Origin of the sequence: Psychrobacter sp. bablab_jr014, assembly GCF_016464015.1 — a bacterium.
Taxonomy (GTDB): domain Bacteria; phylum Pseudomonadota; class Gammaproteobacteria; order Pseudomonadales; family Moraxellaceae; genus Psychrobacter.
The window spans coordinates 38,530-60,244 of record NZ_JACDXT010000005.1; the positions used below are offsets into that span (position 1 = coordinate 38,530).

22 protein-coding genes are annotated in these 21,715 nt (G+C 49.1%); 15 read left to right on the forward strand and 7 right to left on the reverse strand.

All coding sequences use genetic code 11. From position 1 onward, the window contains the following. Positions 1-42 precede the first annotated feature (42 nt). Together JIE71_RS01190 and JIE71_RS01195 are read left to right on the forward strand one after the other, a co-directional pair. On the forward strand, positions 43-294 hold the full coding sequence (locus JIE71_RS01190) for a hypothetical protein (protein ID WP_199506906.1): 252 nt from the start codon (positions 43-45) through the stop codon (positions 292-294). A 218-nt stretch (positions 295-512) separates the two neighbouring features. After that, entirely contained in the window at positions 513-896 is a 384-nt protein-coding gene (locus JIE71_RS01195) for a DUF2147 domain-containing protein (protein WP_199506907.1), read from the forward strand. A gap of 105 nt (positions 897-1,001) precedes the next feature. Here JIE71_RS01195 and JIE71_RS01200 read toward each other — a convergent pair whose 3' ends face one another. Together JIE71_RS01200 and JIE71_RS01205 are read right to left on the reverse strand one after the other, a co-directional pair. Next, positions 1,002-3,032 (reverse strand): cation:proton antiporter, encoded by a 2,031-nt coding sequence (locus JIE71_RS01200; protein ID WP_199506908.1) that lies wholly within the window; start codon positions 3,030-3,032, stop codon positions 1,002-1,004. Between the two features lie 268 nt (positions 3,033-3,300). Then, complete coding sequence (locus JIE71_RS01205; RefSeq protein WP_199506909.1) at positions 3,301-3,441, reverse strand: hypothetical protein; 141 nt, start codon at positions 3,439-3,441, stop codon at positions 3,301-3,303. A gap of 44 nt (positions 3,442-3,485) precedes the next feature. On the opposite strand from JIE71_RS01205, the gene JIE71_RS01210 reads away from it, so the two are divergent. The 6 genes from JIE71_RS01210 to JIE71_RS01235 all read left to right on the forward strand — a co-directional run bounded on the left by JIE71_RS01210 (position 3,486) and on the right by JIE71_RS01235 (position 8,526). Then, positions 3,486-4,916, forward strand: coding sequence for a Do family serine endopeptidase (locus JIE71_RS01210; protein WP_199506910.1), 1,431 nt, complete (start codon positions 3,486-3,488; stop codon positions 4,914-4,916). Between the two features lie 293 nt (positions 4,917-5,209). Then, positions 5,210-6,115 (forward strand): 4-hydroxy-tetrahydrodipicolinate synthase, encoded by a 906-nt coding sequence (gene dapA, locus JIE71_RS01215; protein ID WP_199506911.1) that lies wholly within the window; start codon positions 5,210-5,212, stop codon positions 6,113-6,115. 91 nt (positions 6,116-6,206) lie between these two features. Then, positions 6,207-6,524 carry a hypothetical protein gene (locus tag JIE71_RS01220; protein ID WP_199506912.1) on the forward strand — a complete coding sequence of 106 codons (318 nt, stop codon included), beginning with the start codon at positions 6,207-6,209 and terminating at the stop codon, positions 6,522-6,524. Between the two features lie 113 nt (positions 6,525-6,637). Then, entirely contained in the window at positions 6,638-7,351 is a 714-nt protein-coding gene (gene purC / locus JIE71_RS01225) for a phosphoribosylaminoimidazolesuccinocarboxamide synthase (protein WP_199506913.1), read from the forward strand. 193 nt (positions 7,352-7,544) lie between these two features. Continuing rightward, complete coding sequence (locus JIE71_RS01230) at positions 7,545-8,174, forward strand: DNA-3-methyladenine glycosylase (protein ID WP_199506914.1); 630 nt, start codon at positions 7,545-7,547, stop codon at positions 8,172-8,174. A gap of 40 nt (positions 8,175-8,214) precedes the next feature. Further along, a complete protein-coding gene (locus JIE71_RS01235; RefSeq protein WP_199506915.1) occupies positions 8,215-8,526 on the forward strand; it encodes a YqfO family protein in 312 nt (103 codons plus the stop codon). A gap of 97 nt (positions 8,527-8,623) precedes the next feature. On the opposite strand, the gene JIE71_RS01240 is transcribed toward JIE71_RS01235, so the two are convergent. The 4 genes from JIE71_RS01240 to JIE71_RS01255 all read right to left on the reverse strand — a co-directional run bounded on the left by JIE71_RS01240 (position 8,624) and on the right by JIE71_RS01255 (position 12,539). Further along, a complete protein-coding gene (locus tag JIE71_RS01240; protein WP_199506916.1) occupies positions 8,624-9,049 on the reverse strand; it encodes a hypothetical protein in 426 nt (141 codons plus the stop codon). 780 nt (positions 9,050-9,829) lie between these two features. Next, positions 9,830-10,033, reverse strand: a complete 204-nt coding sequence (locus tag JIE71_RS01245; protein WP_199506917.1) for a CsbD family protein — start codon at positions 10,031-10,033, stop codon at positions 9,830-9,832. A 352-nt stretch (positions 10,034-10,385) separates the two neighbouring features. Next, the gene (locus JIE71_RS01250) at positions 10,386-11,717 is read right to left on the reverse strand and encodes a D-amino acid dehydrogenase (RefSeq protein ID WP_199506918.1); all 1,332 of its coding nucleotides are present in this window, start codon (positions 11,715-11,717) and stop codon (positions 10,386-10,388) included. 75 nt (positions 11,718-11,792) lie between these two features. Then, a complete protein-coding gene (locus tag JIE71_RS01255; protein ID WP_199506919.1) occupies positions 11,793-12,539 on the reverse strand; it encodes a YgfZ/GcvT domain-containing protein in 747 nt (248 codons plus the stop codon). 290 nt (positions 12,540-12,829) lie between these two features. On the opposite strand from JIE71_RS01255, the gene JIE71_RS01260 reads away from it, so the two are divergent. The 7 genes from JIE71_RS01260 to JIE71_RS01290 all read left to right on the forward strand — a co-directional run bounded on the left by JIE71_RS01260 (position 12,830) and on the right by JIE71_RS01290 (position 20,598). Further along, positions 12,830-13,180: a zinc ribbon domain-containing protein YjdM gene (locus JIE71_RS01260; protein WP_199506920.1), complete on the forward strand. Its 351-nt coding sequence runs from the start codon at positions 12,830-12,832 to the stop codon at positions 13,178-13,180. Positions 13,181-13,240: 60 nt separating this feature from the next. Further along, a complete protein-coding gene (gene hemL, locus JIE71_RS01265; RefSeq protein ID WP_199506921.1) occupies positions 13,241-14,545 on the forward strand; it encodes a glutamate-1-semialdehyde 2,1-aminomutase in 1,305 nt (434 codons plus the stop codon). 260 nt (positions 14,546-14,805) lie between these two features. After that, positions 14,806-16,338, forward strand: coding sequence for an exopolyphosphatase (gene ppx / locus JIE71_RS01270; protein ID WP_199506922.1), 1,533 nt, complete (start codon positions 14,806-14,808; stop codon positions 16,336-16,338). Positions 16,339-16,528: 190 nt separating this feature from the next. Continuing rightward, positions 16,529-17,335, forward strand: a complete 807-nt coding sequence (locus JIE71_RS01275; RefSeq protein ID WP_199506923.1) for an acetyl-CoA carboxylase carboxyltransferase subunit alpha — start codon at positions 16,529-16,531, stop codon at positions 17,333-17,335. A gap of 52 nt (positions 17,336-17,387) precedes the next feature. Continuing rightward, positions 17,388-18,854 (forward strand): tRNA lysidine(34) synthetase TilS, encoded by a 1,467-nt coding sequence (gene tilS, locus JIE71_RS01280; RefSeq protein WP_199506924.1) that lies wholly within the window; start codon positions 17,388-17,390, stop codon positions 18,852-18,854. Positions 18,855-19,080: 226 nt separating this feature from the next. After that, positions 19,081-19,911 carry a pyrroline-5-carboxylate reductase gene (gene proC, locus JIE71_RS01285; RefSeq protein ID WP_199506925.1) on the forward strand — a complete coding sequence of 277 codons (831 nt, stop codon included), beginning with the start codon at positions 19,081-19,083 and terminating at the stop codon, positions 19,909-19,911. A gap of 117 nt (positions 19,912-20,028) precedes the next feature. After that, the gene (locus JIE71_RS01290) at positions 20,029-20,598 is read left to right on the forward strand and encodes a YggT family protein (protein WP_199506926.1); all 570 of its coding nucleotides are present in this window, start codon (positions 20,029-20,031) and stop codon (positions 20,596-20,598) included. A gap of 158 nt (positions 20,599-20,756) precedes the next feature. Here the strand turns inward: JIE71_RS01290 and JIE71_RS01295 are convergent, their stop codons facing one another. Continuing rightward, the gene (locus JIE71_RS01295) at positions 20,757-21,542 is read right to left on the reverse strand and encodes a hydroxymethylpyrimidine/phosphomethylpyrimidine kinase (protein ID WP_199506927.1); all 786 of its coding nucleotides are present in this window, start codon (positions 21,540-21,542) and stop codon (positions 20,757-20,759) included. Positions 21,543-21,715 lie beyond the last annotated feature (173 nt).

The window sequence follows — 21,715 nt, forward strand, 5'->3', positions numbered from 1 at the left end:
CGCCTTTTTGCCTTTTATTTCATTTTAGTCAAGGAGCTTCCCATGATTGACCCTTTTGCCAACAATCACCAAAGCATGCAGGTCGGCAACTTGGTGATTGAAAACCAAACCGACAAAGTCACTATTTATGGCGATATCGACATCACGCGGGATGAGGCAGGACGCGAAGCGATTGAAGCGCTGCATCAGCTCACGAGCGCTATTTTAAACGCGCTAGATACGCAAAATTTGGATGCGCCGTCAAACGATAATAATGACCGCAGCGATACGACTATCGCCAATCCTTTCTTGTAACTGTTTGATATAGTGGTGTTTCTACAGCAATAACGTTTTAAAAAAAATTACTGGGCAAAGGCAGTATTTTGTCTATACTAGGATTGAGACAAGCGCTTTTGGCTGTTACTGCTCATTATTCATAGTCAGCAACAGGCATCATAAACGCAGTACCCACTCACAAATACGGCTTGGGTTATTGCCAAAGGCGTTCACTATCGCAGACAAGGAGTCGTATTATGAAGCTATTCACCAAAACCGCACTGGCCGCGACCACCATGGGCATCGCCAGTATGGCATTCGCAGCAGACCCACTTGCCAACACCACATGGCAAACCTATGACGAAGGTCAACCAAAAGCCGTCATCAAAATCACCGAATCAGGCGGCGTACTGACAGGTAAAATCATCAGCACCGCGACCGAAAAAGGTAAAAAATACGTCGGCATGACTGTGATTACGGGGCTAAAAGCCGATGGCAATGGCAAATACAGCGGCGGTAAAATCACTGACCCTGAGAAAAACAAAGCCTACCGCATGACCGCAGAAGTGAAAGGCAACACCATGGACGTCAAAGGTCATTTAGGTCCATTCTCACGTACGCAAACGTGGAAGAAAAAATAACTTGAGCAAGCTGCCCTAATAGATGAACCGAAAAAACCCAGCTTATATATAAGCTGGGTTTTTTTATGAAAGCGAATAAGGCGTGACGGTTTATTTTAGCAGCACTTACTCTTTATCCTTAGTCGTGTTATCGGTTGTTTCCGTGTCAGGCAGACGACTTGGGTCAAGGTTGCCGTCTTTGGTTTTTGGTGCGCTCGCGTCTTTTTCGGCCGCTTTATCCGCCGTTTTTTCAGTAGGTTTATCGCTTGCCGTGTCGGGTGTTTTGATCTTCTCTGGCGCTTTACTGTCCGCTTCAAACTGCGCATCCGCGATAGCGCGCGCTTGTTCTTGCTTGGCCGTTACGTCCACAGGTTTTGGTTGCACGTCGTCATCGACCACCAGCGCGACAAGCTTACGATCACGCGGCACATTGCCATCGAATTTATCGGTAATCACGCTCAGCTTACCTTCTTTATCGAGCGTGTATAGCGGCACGAATTGCTTGTTGTCCGCCTTATACTGTGCATAGCTATAACTGTCGGTGATGTTGGTAATTTTGATGCGTGCCTTTTTGGATATCATGCTGGCAAGCTTGGTATAAGTAGCATCCTTACCAAACAGCCACTGCGATTGAAAATTGGACTGCTTGTCTTCGCGCTCGCTTTTGGTCTTTTCGTCGCTAAATTTTAGGCGGTAAATTTTTTGTTCACCAAACTCATGACGGTAATGAATCTCAGATAAGGTGTTCAGCTCCTTATCCATACTCATGGCGAATAAGTGCCCAATACCAATCAAATCAAGGTTATGATCGGCATGGTCAGACACAGGATTGCCAAAATAAGTACGCAAACCGCTCATACGCGCGCGCGCAATGTTGGTGTAGTTGTTGTGTGCGACCACCACGTCAAAGCCTTGGTCTTTTAAGGAATTGGCGACCATCAGCGCCACAGGGTTGGAGCCAACGACCAAAATACCATTGGTGGCAGGCTCGCGTACGCCCAAGAAATTGGCGACCATTTTTGCGCCCAAGCCCTGAATCATTACCGTGCCGATGATGACCATAAATACCAGCGGTACGAGCAGTTCAACGCCTTGCAAATCATACTCTTGCAAACGAATGGCAAATAAGGACGAAATCGCCGCGGCGACAATACCGCGCGGGCCAATCCAGCTGATCATCATCTTTTCGCTGGTCTTAAGATTGGAGCCGATAGACGACGCCCAAACGGCTAAGGGACGCGCCACAAACATCACAATGGCGAGCAGCACCAAGCCCGCAAAGCCGACACTTAATAGGCTCTCTAACTGTACGCGCGCGGCAAGAATAATAAACAGTACCGAGATGAGCAGTACGGTCAACGACTCATTAAATTCCAAAATGGTATCGCGCGGGAACTTAGGCCAGTTGGCAAGTGCCACACCAAGGACGGTCACTGTCAATAGACCCGATTCGTGTTCGATATGGTTAGAGATTGAGAACAGCAGCAGCACATAGGCGAGAGTAAAGACGTTATTTAAGTACTCAGGCACCATGTGACGGCGCATCAAAAACGCCAGCACGTATGCGCCGACCATACCGAGTACGGTCGCCAGCACCACAATCTTGGCAAACAGTAAGATACTGCTCGCCTCACCGCCTGAGATGATGTACTCGTACACCAAAACCACCGCAATCGCCCCGATAGGGTCAATGATGATGCCTTCCCATTTAAGGATATTGGAGATGGTTTTGTTGGGGCGCACACTGCGCAGCAGCGGCACAATCACCGTTGGCCCCGTCACGCACACAAGCGAACCAAAGAGCAGGGCAATGAGCGGATCAACGTCAAACAACAGATAGGTTGAGAGCGCAACCACCGCAATGGTGATGAGCACCCCGACCGAGACCAGCATTTGTACCACCGTACCGTGCTGCTTAATCTCATCAAACTCCAAAGTGAGCGAGCCTTCAAAAAGAATAATCGCAACGCCCAAGGAGATGATGGGGAACATCAGCTCGCCGAGTACCAAATCGGGATCAAAATACCCGAGGACAGGACCGACAATAATACCAATCAATAATAAAAACAAAATGGACGGTTGCTTTAAATACCAAGCCAACCATTGGGCGGCAATACCAATCCCAACCACGCCGGACAATAACAGGGCGGTATCCATAGAGGAAATCCTTTTATACACTTGACATATTTAGACATAACAGCACATCGCTGATATGTGTTGACGACGACAGTACAGTGCATCCATACCGCGGACATCGTACAGAAAACGCATACAACCTATCAGTAACAATCCGCAGGCACAGCGCCAGCACCGCACTTTTCGCGTGTGCTGATGGTAGGAATATCAATATGATAGCCGACCATCATATCACGAATTGATTTTCCTTGTATGACAGGCGCGCTGTAGGCGTATGGATAGGCTATGGCTATAACAAGTAGCGCTCACCAAGCAGACGATACGCACGAAAGGCAAATATTGCAATAAAGATACCAATCAAAACGTGAATGGGGGCATCTTCCCCTATAGCAACCGTTGTAGAATGCGGTATGATAGGAACCAATATCATTACCCGCTCTGTATAAATACAAACGCCACTTATAAGAGGACATTATGGATACTGCACCGACTTTTACTCTGCCGCGCTGGTTTGTCAGTGGCGCATTGTCATTAGCGCTAGGTACCAGCGTATTTACTGGCGGTAGCTTGACTTTGCAAACCGCACACGCTGCTGTGCAGACCGCTGACTTTTCAGACTTGGTACAACAAGTGACCCCAGGGGTGGCACGCGTGAATGTGACCAAAACGGTAAGCGCAGACGAGTTGGTACAAGCGCAAACGGCCGAGCTCTTGCGTCAGTTTTTTGGCGATAGGGTGCAGATTCCTGAGCAGCAAACCCCTGCGATTGAGCACGCCTATGGCACAGGATTTTTTGTGACGAGTGATGGCTACATGCTCACCAACCACCATGTGATTGAGGGCGCGGACAAAATCACAGTGACCCTAAACGACCGTACCGAGCTGGACGCCAAACTGATAGGCAGCGATGAGCGTTCGGATGTGGCGGTGCTAAAGATTGATGGCAGACTGTTCCCCGCGCTACCGATTGGCGACTCCAATCAGCTCAAAGTTGGCGAGCCTGTGCTGGCTATTGGCTCGCCGTTTGGCTTTGATTATTCTGCGTCATCGGGCATTGTCAGTGCCAAGTCGCGCAGTTTTTCGCGCGAGACCAGCGTGCCTTTTATCCAAACCGACGTGGCGCTCAACCCAGGCAACTCAGGTGGCCCTTTATTTAATCAAAGTGGCGAAGTGATTGGCATCAACTCACGTATCTTTAGTGGTACTGGCGGCTATATGGGTTTGTCGTTCTCGATTCCGATTGATGCGGCGATGGATATTTATGAGCAGTTAAAAGACAATGGTAAAGTGGCGCGCGCATATATGGGTGTTTATCCGCAAGATATCGACCGCAACTTGGCAGAAGCCTATAAACTTGAGCGACCACAAGGCGCACTATTGACCCGCGTGTCGCCCGACTCACCCGCGCAAAAGGCGGGACTAAAGGCAGGGGACATTATCCTAAGTTATAATGACCAAACCATCATGCGCGCCTCGGACTTATTAAACTTACTCAATCGCGCACGACCGAATGACCGCTTTAGCGCCGTGGTTCAGCGCAATGGCAAGTCCATGACCGTACGTGGCACGCTCAGCGATGCACCTAATGATGTACAGGCCAAAGGCAAGCAACAAGACAACGAAATCCGCTTGGGACTGCGTCTACGTAACTTGACGCGCGAAGAGCTGGCGGACATTGCTAAAGACGATCAAACAGGCGTACTGATTACCGCTGTAGATCCAACAGGACTGGCAGCGCGCTCAGGACTACAAGCAGGTGATGTGATTACAGCGTTACATCAACAGCCGATTGAGAGCGTTGCGGATGTCTCGGACGCAATTTCGTCTCTGCCAAAGACAGGCGTAGTAACAATAGAAGTGATTCGCCAAGGCATTCCTGCCATTATTGGTTTGCGCATTGAATAATGGGTGATGGGCGCTACTGATAGACCGTAAAGAGCAAGTAACGAATCAATCTATACGAGTGATAAATGGTGATAAAAAAGTCGCCAACAAAGCTGTCACATACAAGTTGTAATTGGCAATGGTGGGCATATTAAAATATGCTACACTAGCAGACAGTTTTTGGTCATGATTGCTGGGTACTGCGCCATTCATGCAGCGTGATTGACCGTTAATATACGACAACAATGAATCAAGGTTTTGTCCTTGTCCACGACCTATCTTTAATAGCTAGGATAATAGAGTAAGGCACGGTTATGAGCACAGCATACGACGATATAAAAACCCGACTACAAGGCTCGATGGTAGCCTTGGTGACGCCCATGCATCCTGATGGCGAGGTCGATTATAAACGTCTGGCTAAACTTATCGACTGGCAAATTGAAGAAGGCACGCACTGCCTTATCGCTGTGGGCACAACGGGCGAGTCTGCCACGTTGTCTGTCCAAGAGCACAGTGATGTGATTCGCTTTTTTATCAAGCACGTTAATGGCCGCGTGCCTGTCATTGCAGGTACAGGCGCGAACAGCACGGCTGAAGCCATTGCCTTGACCAAAGAAGCAGCAGAAGCGGGCGCAGATTGTGCGCTACTTGTTGCCCCTTACTACAACAAGCCACCTCAAGAAGGTCTGTATCAGCATTTTAAAGCGATTGCCGAAGCGGTCGATATTCCGCAGATGCTCTATAACGTTCCAGGACGCAGTGTCGTTGACATCGCTCAAGAGACCGTCCTGCGCTTAGCCGATATTGACAACATCGTTGCCATCAAAGATGCAACGGGTTCTGTAGAGCGCGGCGCACAACTGATTAAAGCAGTTGGCGAGCGTATGGTGGTGTTGTCAGGTGATGATGGCACGGCGTTTGAGCTGATGCGTCATGGCGCAAAAGGCAATATCTCAGTGACCGCCAACATCGCCCCAAAAGCGATGAGCGAAACATTCTCAGCCGCGCTACGTGGCGATTTTGATGCTGCTGAAGCCGCGCACACACCGATTGCTCATCTGCATCGCGACCTATTCATTGAATCTAGCCCCATTCCCGTCAAGTACGCCCTACATAAAATGGGTCGTATCGACACTGGCATTCGCCTGCCATTGGTATGGCTAAACAGCAAGTATCATCAGACCATTGATGATGCGTTGACTCAGGCAAATTTGCTATAACGCCCTTCGGCAGCCCCTCGCAGCGCTTGTAAATAGCTATCTATAATGCATGCGCTGCTTGCCATCGAAAGTAGACTGTAGAGATACCACGATGAACACATCATTTACCCAAAAACGTACTTTATCTGCGCTGACGTGTATTTTACTTGGCAGCACCCTTGTATTAAGTGGCTGCCAAACAGCAAAAGGCTGGCTCGGTCAGCGCGATGATGGCAGCCTTGATTATCAAGACAGTCAAAAGCTTGCGCCAATTGAATTGCCTGCTCAGCAGCCCGCTGCGCCATTTGTGCCGTTATATCAGACGCCAAATGTCGGCAACAATACGCTGCCGCTGACCAACGAATCAGGCAAACAATATCAGTTGCCACGCCCAGAGCGTACGGTGAGCGTCGCTCCTGCTGCCGAATAAGTCATTCCTTATGGTCACACGCGCCCGAGAATTCATTGCAACGCTGCGATGTACGGACGCGGTGGCCGTTTCTGCGTTGTATCCTTTAAGCTTGAACGAACAGGACCTCTCTTATGCAAAAACAACAACTGCTCTATAAAGGTAAGGCAAAATCTGTCTATGAGACCGATGAGCATGACTATTTGATTCTTCATTTCCGTGATGACACATCTGCCTTTAATGGCGAGCGTGTTGAACAGCTGGCGCGTAAAGGTCAGGTGAATAACCGCTTTAACGCCTTTATCATGCAAAAACTGGCAGATGCTGGCATTGAGACGCATTTTGAAAAGCAGTTGTCAGAAGATGAAGTATTGGTTAAGCGCTTGGACATGATTCCTGTAGAGTGCGTGGTACGCAACTTTGCCGCAGGCAGTATTGTGCGCCGTTTGGGTCTTGAAGAAGGCCAAACCCTAAATCCACCAACGTACGAGCTGTTTTATAAAGACGACGCCCTTGGTGATCCACTGATTAACGAATCATTGTCATTGTCTCTAGGCTGGGCGACCGAAGCACAGCTTGAGCAAATGAAAGCGCTTACCTTTAAAGTCAACGAAGTATTGACCGAGCTGTTTGCTGCAGGCGATATGCTGCTTGTTGATTTTAAACTTGAATTTGGCGTGTTCCACGACCGCGTGGTCTTGGGTGATGAGTTCTCACCAGACGGCTGCCGTATTTGGGACAAAACCACCAAGAAAAAACTCGATAAAGACCGTTTCCGCCAGTCACTCGGCGACGTTATCGAAGCCTACGAAGAAGTGGCGACCCGTATTGGTGTGCCATTAGACTAAGCTATTGATGCTTTGTGTCAAATAAAAAACTGAGCCTTGTGCTCAGTTTTTTTTGTTTAAAATTCACGTGCAGCTGTTTGAATAAACACAAACCTGCCATATCCTTACAGCGTCTTACGGTATTGAATCTTAAGCTGTGCTAGCGTGATAACCATCGCTTTGATAATAATTATAAGACAACTAAGGACACGCTATGAGCGCAAACCCAAACATATTAGCCCCCAACTGGTTTATCCGCCCAACCTGCGTGGTCGCCGCCGACCTTATCGGCAAAATACTGTGCCGCCACATGACCGATACGGACGGTCAGGACAAAGTACTGCGTATGCGTATCACCGAGACCGAGGGCTATATCGGACTACAAGACACCGCCTGCCACGCGCATGCAGGCACGCGTACCCCGCGCACCGAGATTATGTACGCTGAGGGCGGCGTGTTTTATATTTATCTCACCTATGGCATCCACCATATGCTGAACTTAGTCACCAGCGAAGCCGAATCACCCGAGTCGGTGCTGATACGGGCAGGGTTTTTGACTGAGGAGAGTAACCGCTTGCTTGATGAGATGGATAAGTCACCGCGCGAGCAACTGACACACCCTAGCCAATTTGCAGGGCCAGGGAAATTGACCAAGCGCCTAGCGGTCAGCCGCGACTTATCGGGTTTGCCGATTGCGCCTGAAACAGGATTATGGGTCGAAGATGATGGCTGTCGACCACCTGTCGCCTTGCGCCCACGTATTGGTATTGATTACGCAGGGGAGGCAAAAGATTGGCTACTACGTTATATATGGCCTGAACACCCCTCATTATCCAAGCCATGATTTATATTCAAAATACCACTCAAACAAAAAAGGAAAAAATATGTATAAGCTGACCGTATTCATCCCTGATGACGCGCTAGAGACCGTCAAGTCCGCGCTGTTTGCCGCAGGGGCGGGCAAGATTGGGAATTATTCTGACTGCTGCTGGCAAGTCAAAGGCACGGGACAATTTAAACCACTAGCAGGCAGTCAGCCGCATATTGGTGCGCAGGACAAGATTGAACAGGTGGAAGAATGGCGGGTCGAGATGGTGGTGTCTGATATCCATATTCATACAGTCATCAAGGCATTAAAAGACGCGCATCCATACGAGACACCCGCCTATGACGTCATCAAAGTCATTGATATTTAACCCATCAATACAATAAAAACAACCCATAAAAAAAGGTCAAATAAGCTAAGGACAACTTATTTGACCAAGAAAAGCGTTAAGAGTGTGCTAACTAATATTAGTGATGCTTGTTGCCGTGTTTGTGGCCTTTATCATGCTTATGACCGTTGTTGTGCTTGTTACCGTGTTTTTTACCGTTTGAGCGGTCATAAGCGCGGCCACTGACGAGACGTAGCGATGGATAGGTGTAAATCATTTCATAATCTTGGTTGTTTCTGCGTGCATGTGCCAAAATGCGGTCGTTATTGCCTTTGACCTTACGCACGTCCATCACTTTATAACCACTACGTTCTAAGCGAGCGCGTAGCTCTTGGCTGACGTGACCGAAATTCGCTTTATTACCATCTCGATAGACCCCGTTACCGTCATATTTATCATGACCATCATAGTAGGGCGTACTGACACACCCTGCGGTAATACCCAGTAGGGCAGTCATGCATCCAGTGGCCACCATCTTGGGCAGTGAAATATTAAAAAAGGACATGGTACATACTCCTACAGTATATTAACAATAATGTTCTCGGCAGCACGTTGCTGATTTTATACGTACGCTATGCTGTGTATCTTGTTATTATGTTAAGGGTAAATGCTTGAAAATACGTGTTATTAGCGTTAAAGAGTTGTAACGGGTGGCGCTGATTTAGTGATTATGTGATGGTTTTCTATACTCCTTTGTTACCAGAAACGGTTCAAAAACTTATCTATGTAAGCATATGCTTACAAGCAATGACGAAAATGCGACTTAACATTCGTTACGCATTTTGACATTATAGTCACACGGCATAAGGGACTGTGACTCAAGGATTGAGTAGACCGTATTAAGGATAATGACTTATCTATCAGCGTCAGGAAGATACTGATACATAAGGTAAGGACACACCCTATACCCAATGACAAACGATTTGTTCACGGGTGCTGTAATGAAATGGGGCAGGAAGCCCGACTATCGCAAGCAGTAGAATGTCATGCAAGGATGTATGAAAATTCATCGTGATAGGTAATAAGGATGGTTAACAATAAAACCGCATAACAATCTACTTGCTATGCGGTTTTATTGTCTTTGCTGTACGTATGGCTTTATTATTGTTTTTATATCAGCCAAGCGGCTTATCAAATAACTATAGTGTATAAGTGTCTTAGATTTCAGTTTAACAATATAATACATCTTTTAAAAAAGACTGCCTTAACAGCCTTTTTTATACTTAATCAGTTATAAATAAATGATTGATAAAATATTGTATTGCTTGTCTTATTTTAATAACGATTAGTAGTCGTTAGTGGCACGCCAGTCATCCACTTCGCGCTCTGCTTGGTCTTGGGCGTGACCATAACGTTCTTGCAAACGGCCAACCAGTTTATCACGGCTGCCTTCAATGTAATCTAAATCGTCATCGGTAAGCTCACCCCACTTTTGCTTGACTGAGCCTTTCATTTGGTTCCAGTTACCTTTCATTATGTTCTTGTTCATGATTATCGTCCTTATTTTAATTTTATAAAAACAGACATTATCAATAGCGTATTTAAGATTATTGATAATTGGGCGTTAAACATTTTATGCCTAACTGCTTATTAAGTAATATAAAAAAAATCAGTAAGCCTGTCTGTAGGCGCAATGTTTGTAGTGTATCTTAATAACGGGTAAATGCGAACGAATGTTATTAATCGTCTTTGAATGTAGCAAAGGGCGCACCTTATGCTATAAATAAGTAAATGACGCATGAGTTGGCATGGTTTTTTAGTCTGTGACCGTTATCAACTCTCACAGTATAAGCGGCCACAAACCAAAAATATCAATAATAAAAGGCACTTAGCTAAAAATCCTACTGCGCTACAAAATCAAAGTCCACATCAGGGGTTTGCCCTTGTATCAAGAGGCTAATGGCTTTGGCTGAGCCGCAAGCGTGTGTCCAACCGAGTGTACCGTGTCCTGTGTTTAACCACAGATTGTCGAAGCGGGCAGGCTTTTGCTGCTGCTGTGCGTAGCTGCCGTGCCTGACCTGCCCTATATGCGCGCGCCCAATCAACGGCACATTTGAGGGGGTCATTGGGCGCAGTCCTGTCCAGTATTGCACTGAGGAGGCGATGATGCCTTTTGGGAACAGCTGCTGCACGCGCCTTGTAATCGCTTCGCAGCGGGTGGCATTCAGCTCTAAATTAAAGCCGTTAAATTCCGCCGTGCCTGCCACACGCAATTTGTCACCGAGGCGTGACATGACGAGCTTATATTCATCATCAATCATACTGACAAAGGGTGCAAGGTGCGGGGCGCGGGGATTGACCTGATAGGTGGCGGAGTAGCCTTTGGCGGGAAAGATGGGCAACTGAATGTCCAGCGGCGCGACCAGTTCAGGACTGTAGCTGCCCAAAGCCAGCACGTAGCTGTCCGCGCAAAAACTCTGCGCGTTTTCACCCTTTGGACGAATGGTCAGGCTATGAACGCGCGGCGTATTGCTGTCCGTATCTTTATTTATTGCCACAATCTCGGTGTCGTACAAAAACTGCACGCCTGCATCCGCGCAGTGCGCCGCTAGACGCTGGGTAAATAAGTGCGCGTTGCCCGATTCGTCATTACTGGTATAGGTTGCGCCGACCAGCTTGTGCGCGATGGGATAAAGCGCAGGCTCAAGATTAACCGCATTATTAATGTCAATAATCTGTCGCTCACATCCAAGACTTTGCATGCGCATGGTGGGCGCGATAGCCGCATCAAACTCGGCCTGACTGGTATAAAAGTGCATGATGCCGCGGGTTTGCTGCTCATAGTCAATACCGATATTGGCGCGCAGCGCTTGCAAGGCGGCACGCGAGTACAGACCCAAATGTACCATTTGCACAAGATTGGCATCGGCACGATCGGCGCGGCACTCTTGCAAAAACTGTATTGCCCATTTCATCTGCGCTTTGTCCGCTCGCAAACGAAAGAGTAGCGGTGCGTCTTCTTTTAACAGCCATTTTAGGGCTTTTTTTGGTGTGGCGGGGGTCGCCCATGGTGTGGCGTGCGAGACTGAAATCTGCCCGCCATTGGCAAACGAGGTCTGCATTGCGGCAGCAGATTCGCGCTCTATCACGGTCACATCATAGCCTGCCTGACGTAAATACCATGCGGTGGTCACACCCACCACGCCTGCACCCAATACCGCAATATGTGTCATAGTTGCTCACTCATGTAGACGATTGGTCTTAGTGGGCGCCATACAAGCGCCGTATAAGACACCAACGATAAAAAATTACTTACTGCGTGCCACGTCTGCTTGTAGCGCAGCAGGCAAGTCCAGCACTTGCAACTCACTGTCAGCCAGCTTATCAGGACGGGCGGTCACTAAAGCGACAAAACCATCATCAACAGCACGGACATTGACCACGTGGGCGTGTTCAAGTTTGTCGCCCGCGTTTGGTGCTGCGCCTGTGCCCTTAACATAATGCAAAAAGGCTTTGGGTGCGGCTTTAAAATAAATGCGCGCAATCACTTCTTGCCCCAAGTAGCAGCCCTTATCATAATCGACACCGCCGCGCTGATGCAGGCGCAGCTCTTGCGGCTGGAACATGTCTTGGGTCGCGGCAGTAATCCAATAATTGCCCGTCTCAAGGCTACGCGCCACCCATGCCGCTGTGTCCTCTGCGCGGTTGTGGTCTTCAAGATGGCTAAAGGTTGGCTCACCGCTCAACACACACGGGTAAATAGGCTCAGGCGCGCTGGTGGTAAATTTAGAAAACGCACCAAACTTACGCAAATGCTGCTGCAGGGCATCGCCACAGTCGGCGCTGATGACAATATCAAAGTGCTTTTCGGCTTGTTTTTTAATCCAAATGCCAAAGCTGATGCGGCCTTTTAGATTACTAATCGCGGTCGGCTGATAGCTCAAACCCAATTTGCTGACATCGCAGGTCAATTGCCCTTGCAAAAACTTTTCAGCATCTTCGCCTTGGAGACTTAATTGTACAAACTGAGGTTGCTCGGCGGTTATATCATTCATAAATCGTGTCCTTATTGTCTTATCATTCTTGTGCGTACGCTAGATGTACTATGATGGGTATCAATGACGCAAAATCCATATTAGCGGCGCAAAAAATCTGTGCGCTCTATCATAACAAAATATGATAACAAGATATGGACGCTAAAATGCGCTGAATTGGTGAAAGCGCGCCACATAGGCTACAATAAGCGCATAACCATACCGCCATTGGGGCGGTCAGTTCTTGCTCTCAGCGTCCGCTGTCAGCCATTTTTAGCAGTCACTTTAATTGAAAAACTATCGAGGATACTATGAGTCTACCAGCCTGTCCTGCCTGCGCGGCAACCTATACCTACGAAGACGGTACGCTACTGGTGTGCCCGATGTGCGCCCACGAGTGGACGGCAGCGGATACTGACAGCGCAAACGACGACGCTGAGGCGGTGATTCGTGATGCGGTTGGTAATGTGTTACAAGATGGTGACGCAGTAACCGTGATTAAGGATTTAAAAGTCAAGGGATCGTCCACACCTATTAAGGTAGGCACAAAAGTCAAAAGCATTCGCCTGCTACACGACGCGCCCGATGACCACGATATTGATTGTAAAGTCGATGGCTTTGGCGCTATGAAGCTAAAGTCTTCGGTGGTAAAAAAGGCGTAAACCCTACTCATGCCTTAATCTGGCAGCACATCATTTAAGACAAACGATAAGAGACGCATTATGAGCACCAAGAACGAACAACTCTTTGCCCAAGCCCGTAAGCACATTCCAGGCGGCGTGAATTCACCTGTCCGCGCCTTTGCCGGGGTTGGTGGTACGCCGATTTTTATTCACCGCGCTGAGGGCAGCAAAATTTACGACACCGAAGACAATGCCTATATTGACTATGTTGGCTCGTGGGGGCCTATGATTTTGGGTCACGCCCATCCAAAGGTGATTGATGCGGTGAAAAGCGCTGCTGATGATGGTTTGAGCTTTGGTACGCCAACGCCGTTTGAAACCACCGTCGCCGATAAAATTTGCGAAATCGTTCCCAGTGTCGAGATGGTACGTATGACCAACTCAGGCACCGAGGCGACCATGAGCGCGATTCGTTTGGCGCGTGGCTACACAGGGCGCGACAAGATTGTCAAATTTGAAGGCTGCTATCACGGGCACTCAGACAGCTTATTGGTCAAGGCAGGCTCAGGCATGCTCGATATCGGTGAGCCAACGTCAAAAGGCGTACCTGCGGATTTTGCCAAGCACACCATCACCTTGCCATATAATGACCCGCAAGCCATCAAAGAATGCTTTGAAAAGTGGGGCGATGAGATTGCTGGCGTCATCGTGGAGCCTATCGCAGGCAACATGAACATGATTATCCCTGAGCAAGACTTTCACGACACCTTGCGTGAGCAATGCACCACACACGGCGCGGTACTCATTTTTGATGAAGTCATGACGGGCTTTCGCGTGGGTCTGGGCGGCGCACAAGCGCACTTTGGTATTGAGCCTGACTTGACGTGCTTTGGCAAGATCATTGGCGCAGGCCTACCCGTTGGTGCGTTCGGCGGTAAAGAAGAAATCATGTCGTGCATCGCGCCCCTTGGCGGCGTGTATCAAGCGGGCACACTCTCAGGCAACCCACTTGCCATGCGTGCAGGCATCGCCATGTTTGAAGACTTAACTGTTGATGGTTTTTATGACACGTTAGCGGCGAAAGTCGAGCAGCTGGTATCGGGCATCCAAGCTGCCGCTGACCGTCATGGCATTGCCCTGCGCACTAATACATTGGGCGGCATGTTTGGCATGTTCTTCGTGCAAGACGAAAACAGCGCCACGCCGAGCAACTTTCATGAAGTCACGCAGTGCGACATGACCATTTTTAATACCTTTTTCCATGGTATGTTAGAGCAGGGTATCTATCTTGCGCCATCGGCGTACGAGGCGGGCTTTATCTCAAGCAAGCACACTGATGCCGATATCGAAGCGACCATCAACGCGGCGGATGCGGTGTTTGCGCGTATGGCGAGCGCAGCGTAATTATCCTTTAATCTTGAGCAATGAGTAAAAGCAGCACTTATTAAGTGCTGTTTTTTTGTGTGCGCATGTAGCCGCTTGATTACCCGTGCCATTGCCTGCTTGCCTGTATTTGGTAGAAATGCTTTAATGACCAAACTTACCGCGCTTCGGTAGGCTGGGCGGCGTTAACATTAAAGCGCTTCCTGTCATTGTGGTCTTGATTCCCAACCTGCGCAAAGTTTTGCTATTGTTGCGCCCTTGATTAGGTGACCCCTTTAGTTATGCATACTCTTGACTCTGCTACGACGCCGCTTGATGATGACGAGCTGATGGCCGCCATTGATATTGGTTCTAACAGTTTTCACTTAGCGATTGCACGCCTTGACCATGATGAGGTCAGAAAAGTCGTGTCTATGTCCGAAAAGGTACAGCTGGCAGCAGGTTTGGATGCCAACAACTATTTGACTGACGAAGCCATCACCCGCGGTATTGATTGCTTAAAACGCTTTAGCGCCCAGCTGGAGTCTATTGCCCCAACCCGCATTCGTATTGTCGCGACCAATGCCCTGCGCCGTGCCAAAAACGCCGCCGAATTTATCAAACAAGCCAATGCCATTTTGCCAAAGCCCATTGAGGTGATTGCTGGGCGTGAAGAGGCGCGTTTGATTTATTTGGGTGTCTCGCACACCAATGCCAGTAGTGATAAGCGTCTTGTGTTTGATATTGGTGGCGGCTCGACCGAATTTATTATTGGTCAAGGTTTTGAGCCGATTTTGACCGAAAGCCTGCAAATGGGCTGTGTGGCTTTTACCAAGCAGTTTTTTGCGGACGGCAACATTACTGAATCTGCCTTTGCCCACGCTTTTGCCGCGGCGCGCCGTGAAGTGTTGGTGATTCATGGGCAATACCAAAAGGCAGGCTGGAGCAGCGTTGTTGGCTCAAGTGGCACCATCAAAGCCGTGCGCAACGTGCTCGTGGATAAAGGCTGGGCAGATGACCAAGAGTGCGTCACCTATAGCGGCGTTAAAAAACTTGAAAAGCTGCTGCTAAAGATTGGTCACACCGATAAGATTGATTTGGTCGGCGTTAAAGAACACCGTAAAGCGGTCTTTCCCGCGGGTGTGGCGGTACTGCGTGCGACCATGGAAGTCTTGGGTATCGAAGCGCTCAGCTATTCAGATGGCGCGCTGCGTGAAGGCGTGATGTACGACATGCTTGGGCGTTTTGCCAGTGAAGATGTGCGCGACCGCAGTGTCGAGGCGCTGATGACCCGCTATTCGGTGGATAAAAAACAAGCCAAACAAGTGGTACGAACCAGCCTGCGCCTGTTTGAACAGGTCGAAGACACGCTGAATCTCAGCCAAGATGATAAAGATTTACTGCGCCGTGCCGCGTTTTTGTATGAGATTGGTCTTGCCATCAGTCACAGCAACTATCATCGTCATGGCGCGTATTTGTTAGAGCACGCGGACATTCCAGGGTTTTCGCAAGTCGACCAAAAGCGCATGGCACAGCTTGTCTTGACCCATCGCCGCAAGTTAAAAGCCGATATTTTAGAGCAAACCCAAGCTGCAGGCGGCAAGTCGCTGGTTTATTTGTGTTTGCTGCTCCGCCTTGCTGCACTGACGCATCATAGCCGCACCCGTTATAAGCCGCCCATTATGACCCTTACTGTCACCGACGAGGGCGTATGGCAGGTGCGTGTCAATACTGACTATGAGCATCATCGCTTCTTGTTGTCTGATTTAACGGCAGATATTGAGCAGTTTGCCAAATGGGGCGTGACGTTGTGCGTCGCCAACGCGGACAGCTAAGCGCTTTTTGTATATCAGCCAGCGACTGTGCGGCTGATTGGCAACAAAAGCCAGCAGCCGAGTAATGCCTCGGCAAATGAGATATGCTACTATAGGCCATATTGAGTTTACAGTTGTACTTTTTTAATCGCACATCATCTTGTTACCAGCGCCTTATTTGCCGCGCTGCTACAATAAAAAGGAATCGTCTATGAGTACCGTCTGGGATAGCGTTCAGCTGGCACGTCATGCCAAGCGTCCATTGTTTATGGACTACGTTAATAAGCTGTTTACAGAGTTTGACATGTTACACGGTGACCGTGCGTATGCCGATGACAAAGCCATCTTAGGTGGCCTTGCGCGTATTGATGGCAAACCTGTCATGGTGGTCGGTCAACATCGTGGTCGCAGCACCCGCGAACGTATTGAGCACAACTTTGGTATGGCGAACCCTGAAGGCTATCGCAAAATTATTCGTCTCGTCAAAATGGCAGAGCGCTTTAACATTCCTGTGATGACCTTTGTTGATACCCAAGGCGCGTATCCTGGTGTGGGCGCAGAAGAGCGCGGTCAAGCGCAAGCGATTGCTGAGAGCATTGCGGTATTCTCAAGTCTAAAAGTACCTGTGATTGTCACCGTGATTGGTGAAGGCGGCTCAGGTGGCGCGCTGGCTATCGGTATGGGCGACAAAATCAACATGCTACAAAACAGCATCTATTCGGTCATCTCACCAGAAGGCTGCGCCTCTATTCTTTGGAAAACTGCAGAAAAAGCCCCAGACGCTAGCGAAGCGCTCAAGCTAAACGCCGTCAACCTGCACGACTTGGGTTTGATTGATGAAGTCATCAACGAAGGCGAAGGCGCGCATGTGCATCCTCAGCCTGTGATGGATGACCTAAAAGCGTTACTGCTAAAACAGCTGGATGAATTGATGGATATGGATGCCGATGCCCGCTGTGAACAGCGCTATCAGAAGTTTAAAGCCTTTAATTCTGACGTGATGTTGACGAGCGCATAAGGCGTTCGCGCAGTCAATACAGCAGTGATAGGTAGGGTGAATGATGAACAGCATGAGCAGCATCCTGCCATATCCTATTAAAACGCACGCCAATACGATGGATGTACAGCATCCTCTAGCGCGTGCGTTGTTGCGTAGTTTTGCTGAGAACCATGACATGCTGCGCGGTCGGCGTGTCTGGCTTGCATGTAGCGGTGGGCGCGATTCTATGGCGCTTGCGGCGGTGTGTGTGGCATTGTACCGTCAAGGGGCTTTGCCGTTTTTGCCGCAGATGCTCCATGTCGACCACGGTATGCAAACTGTCAGCAAAACGTGGGCGATGCACGTGCAAGCATGGGCGGAGGCACAAGGGCTGCCGTGTCGCGTTCTCTGCACGCACGTCTTAGGTCATGATGAACAAGCGGCGCGCCATGCCCGCTATCATGCGATGCAGGCGCACATGGCGAAAGACGATGTGCTGATGCTTGCGCACCACAGCGATGACCAAGCCGAAACCCTGCTCATGCGTTTGATACAAGGCGCAGGCGTGCAAGGGCTGGCGGGTATGCAGCCATGGCGTGTACAAATGACGGACGCAGGCCGCTATCAGCTGTGGCGACCGTGGCTTAACGTACGTCGTGATGATATCAGCGACTATGCCAAGCTGCAGCAGCTTCCCTATATCAATGATCCCACCAACGACACAGGCGATAATCAGCGCAGCCAGTTGCGCCGTCATATTATGCCTGCATTGACCGCGCTCAATCCCCAAGCCATTGACAATATAACCCGCAGTGCTGCGCTGTTACGTGATGCAGCGGATACCGTACAGGCGCAAGCCGATACAGACATCGAGCAGGCGGCGCTTCACTTTATTGAGCATCCGCCTGTGCAGCGCGCTTTATCTGTGCCTGCTTTGCAGCTTTTGCCAATGTCGCGTTTGCGTCAATGTTTGCATACATGGCTATCGTTTGATGAGCCGCTACCACCGTCAAAACAGCGCGTGGATGATGTGATTGCTTTAATACAGCGAGAGAGCAGCAATCATCAGACCGATATCTATTGGCAAGGTGCCAAGCACAGTTATCATATCCGCCGTTATCAAGATACCCTTTATCGTTTAGACCATACATGGCTGGCATGGCTGGATATGCCTATCAAGCCGCAGCAATTTGACCTAGATGATGCTTTTGACCACAATCAATCTGCTTTGATTTTACGGGCAGATGATAAATACCGCTGGCAAATCAGCGTGCAACCTGCCAAGGCCATCACAGACAGCCGCGTACATGTTCAAGCGCTAACGCGACAAACCAAAGTACAAACCATCTGCATGACCCATCCCCAACGCGGCAAAAAGCTGTATCAATATTTGGGCATTCCTGCCTGGCTGCGTGATAGCGTTGCCATCATCAGCGTAACGAACGCTCACGGTCAGCACCTACCGATTGCCCTTGTCAGTCCTTACCAAACGTGGCCTTTAATGAACAAAGCGGCTGCGCCTATTGCTTACAACAATGACCTTTTAATAGCGCCTTAATGGCTTACTTCCTTGTTTGCCTTTGATTTATCTCATTTTTACCACCATCATTTAAAGTGAAGACACGCCCTAGTCTTATACACATGAAGCGCTAATGAATAGCGTGATTCTGTGTCTGACAAGCTGCCAAAACATCGATAAGCGTCATATCGATATGCTACACTAAGTGTCATTTTATAACGCGCTGTGGCGTGCACTTTTTTATATTTGCCAATAGGGGACAGCTATGTCAGTACTAGATGACAAAAAAATCAGCTTTATCGGTGCAGGTAATATGGCACAAGCACTTATCAGTGGTCTTGTGGCGTGTGGTGTGAAGCCAAGTAATATTACTGCTGCCGATCCGAGTGCCGACGTGCGCGAGCAGCTAGCTGCCAAAGGGCTACAAACCGTTGACCCAACCGCCGACGCGACCAAAGCTGTGGTTGATGCCGATGTTGTGGTGCTGGCAGTGAAGCCCCAAGTCATGAAAGCAGTTGTCAGCGGCTTTAAAGACGTGCTGGACAAGCAACTGATCGTATCGGTTGCCGCAGGTCTGTCTACTGAGATTATCTCGGACATGCTTGGCGGATATCAGACCATCGTCCGCGCCATGCCTAACACGCCATCAATGATTCAGATGGGCGCGACAGGCTTGTATGCGACAGATGATATCACTAGCGAACAAAAAGACCTTGCTGAAGCGGTCATGGCGGCGTCAGGTTTGGTCATGTGGGTAGAAGACGAAGAGCACATGCACGCGGTAACGGCAGTGTCTGGTTCAGCGCCTGCGTATATGTTTTACTTTATCGAATCCATGGTCGATGGCGCGGTTGCGCTTGGCTTAAACAAAGAACAAGCCTCAGCCCTAGCGATGCAAACCATGCTGGGTGCGGCGACCATGAGCCTACAAAGCGAAGACAGCCCAGCAGAACTGCGCCGTAAAGTGACCTCACCAAACGGCACGACCCAAGCGGCCATCGAATCCATGCAAGCGAACGAAATCGGCCGTCAGATTGCTGAAGCCATGACTGCTTGCTATAAGCGCAGCCAAGCGCTGAGCGAAGAGATGAAGTAAACTATCTATGGCGTATGGTGAGGTAGCGATAGGCGCTAGGCTCACTGTTTAAAAGTCTTACTGTGATGCGCTCGCAAAGCTAAGCGCAGCGCATCATAGTGCATTGAGTAGCTATTCATGAATGACGTGTTATTAACGACTTTTGATTTGGTAACCACCTTAGCGATGATGCTGGTGTTTATCCGTTTTATGCTGCAATTTGCAGGTCTGGACGCGCGTGACCCTGTCGCGCACGCGGCCTATCGTGCGACGCATATTGTCGATGTGTTCGGACGGATTTTTCCGACGGTCGGTCATGGGCGCATCAATACCGCAGCGATTGTATTGATGTTTTTGATTCGCTTGATTGATATTTCAGGCAAAGCGGCACTGACCCATCACGGTATCGGGCCAATCTCGCTATTCTTTACAGGCACGCTTAGTCTGATACTCGACTTTTTGCAGATGTGCCGCTATTTGGTTATTGGCTCCATTATCGTCAGTTGGATTGTGGTATTGACCAACAACATGCACCCGATTTTGGGACTGATTATCCGTGTGGCAGAGCCAATTTTGGCGCCGTTTCGCCGCATCACGCCCAATCTCGGTATGATTGACTTATCGCCAATGGTCGCATTTTTTGTATTTTATTTGCTTGAGATGATTATTGGTAGCATTGCAGGCAACATGATGCCAATGCTCGGTTAAGTATTAAATTTCTTAGAATCAGATAAATATTAAAAGCAAAAAACGCGCTCAGTGATTGGGCGCGTTTTTTATTTATCCAATTATATGTAGCAGCAACTGCCATGCAAAAGAACACCGAGCGCCACAAAAATAGACGTAGCAGCTTCCTAAAAACGGCCTTAAAAGCGCATTGGAATCTTTTGTGCGTCCAAATCATTAGGATGCGGTACATCAGCGGCTTGCAAGGTGGGAATAATCCATGCGTCTGCTGCCTTAATAGCATCCACGAGCGTGTCTCCAAGAGCCAAGCGCCCCGCGATAAAGCTGGCAAGTGAGCAGCCTGATCCATGAAATTCCCCTGCCAAGCGTGGCAAAATACTCTCGTGTACCATCTTGCCTTGGATATACAGGTATTGATGAATGTCGCCGCTGTCGTAGTCGTGCGAGGTCTTGACCAGCACCGCATGTACACCGTTATCACATAAATGCACTGCCGCCTCGTGCAAATCCTCTTTGCCCGATAAGGCACGCAGCTCATGCGAATTTGGCGTGATGACGGTCGCGTAGGGCAATAATGGCTCAAAGGCTTGTACCAACGTCTCAGGGTCACCCAAACTGCCGCCGCTATTGGCGACCAGTACAGGGTCGAGCACAAATGGTGTGCCCGCCTTGATAATTTCCTCAGCAAACAGTTGGGTCAACAGCTCGATATTGTCGGTCGTGCCCAGCATCCCTGATTTAATCGCTGCCACAGGCAAATCATCAAGTACGGCAACCGCTTGGGCACGCACATCGGCGGCTGATGTCGCGGTGAAGCCAAACACCGCTTGCGAGCTTTGAAAGGTGAGTGCCGTACAGGCGATAGCCGCATGCGCACCTGACTGCCCAATCGATTCAATATCGGCCTGTATCCCCGCACCACCTGAAGGGTCGAGTCCTGAAAAGCACAGCACCACTGGACGCATGATTGCTCCTTGTTGTTAAAGAAAGTTATTAAAAAAGGGCTATTAAAAAATTGGTGTTAAAAAGAGAACAAAACAATAGCCCCAGTCTAGCACACGCCATCTGTCTACGACATCTGTTGGTACATCGTTTATTTGCTATAAAAGATGACGACGACCGCAGGTAAAGACACCGT

Bases quoted from the DNA above. Each gene is read 5' to 3' on its own strand.
- JIE71_RS01220 (WP_199506912.1), top strand. From the start codon at position 6,207: ATGAACACATCATTTACCCAAAAACGTACTTTATCTGCGCTGACGTGT.
- JIE71_RS01205 (WP_199506909.1), bottom strand. From the start codon at position 3,441: ATGATATTGGTTCCTATCATACCGCATTCTACAACGGTTGCTATAGGG.
- proC (WP_199506925.1), top strand. From the start codon at position 19,081: ATGTCAGTACTAGATGACAAAAAAATCAGCTTTATCGGTGCAGGTAAT.
- JIE71_RS01210 (WP_199506910.1), top strand. From the start codon at position 3,486: ATGGATACTGCACCGACTTTTACTCTGCCGCGCTGGTTTGTCAGTGGC.
- JIE71_RS01245 (WP_199506917.1), bottom strand. From the start codon at position 10,033: ATGAACAAGAACATAATGAAAGGTAACTGGAACCAAATGAAAGGCTCA.
- JIE71_RS01255 (WP_199506919.1), bottom strand. From the start codon at position 12,539: ATGAATGATATAACCGCCGAGCAACCTCAGTTTGTACAATTAAGTCTC.
- JIE71_RS01235 (WP_199506915.1), top strand. From the start codon at position 8,215: ATGTATAAGCTGACCGTATTCATCCCTGATGACGCGCTAGAGACCGTC.
- purC (WP_199506913.1), top strand. From the start codon at position 6,638: ATGCAAAAACAACAACTGCTCTATAAAGGTAAGGCAAAATCTGTCTAT.
- JIE71_RS01190 (WP_199506906.1), top strand. From the start codon at position 43: ATGATTGACCCTTTTGCCAACAATCACCAAAGCATGCAGGTCGGCAAC.
- JIE71_RS01290 (WP_199506926.1), top strand. From the start codon at position 20,029: ATGAATGACGTGTTATTAACGACTTTTGATTTGGTAACCACCTTAGCG.
- JIE71_RS01195 (WP_199506907.1), top strand. From the start codon at position 513: ATGAAGCTATTCACCAAAACCGCACTGGCCGCGACCACCATGGGCATC.
- hemL (WP_199506921.1), top strand. From the start codon at position 13,241: ATGAGCACCAAGAACGAACAACTCTTTGCCCAAGCCCGTAAGCACATT.
- JIE71_RS01240 (WP_199506916.1), bottom strand. From the start codon at position 9,049: ATGTCCTTTTTTAATATTTCACTGCCCAAGATGGTGGCCACTGGATGC.
- dapA (WP_199506911.1), top strand. From the start codon at position 5,210: ATGAGCACAGCATACGACGATATAAAAACCCGACTACAAGGCTCGATG.
- JIE71_RS01260 (WP_199506920.1), top strand. From the start codon at position 12,830: ATGAGTCTACCAGCCTGTCCTGCCTGCGCGGCAACCTATACCTACGAA.
- JIE71_RS01250 (WP_199506918.1), bottom strand. From the start codon at position 11,717: ATGACACATATTGCGGTATTGGGTGCAGGCGTGGTGGGTGTGACCACC.
- ppx (WP_199506922.1), top strand. From the start codon at position 14,806: ATGCATACTCTTGACTCTGCTACGACGCCGCTTGATGATGACGAGCTG.
- JIE71_RS01230 (WP_199506914.1), top strand. From the start codon at position 7,545: ATGAGCGCAAACCCAAACATATTAGCCCCCAACTGGTTTATCCGCCCA.
- JIE71_RS01295 (WP_199506927.1), bottom strand. From the start codon at position 21,542: ATGCGTCCAGTGGTGCTGTGCTTTTCAGGACTCGACCCTTCAGGTGGT.
- tilS (WP_199506924.1), top strand. From the start codon at position 17,388: ATGAGCAGCATCCTGCCATATCCTATTAAAACGCACGCCAATACGATG.
- JIE71_RS01200 (WP_199506908.1), bottom strand. From the start codon at position 3,032: ATGGATACCGCCCTGTTATTGTCCGGCGTGGTTGGGATTGGTATTGCC.
- JIE71_RS01275 (WP_199506923.1), top strand. From the start codon at position 16,529: ATGAGTACCGTCTGGGATAGCGTTCAGCTGGCACGTCATGCCAAGCGT.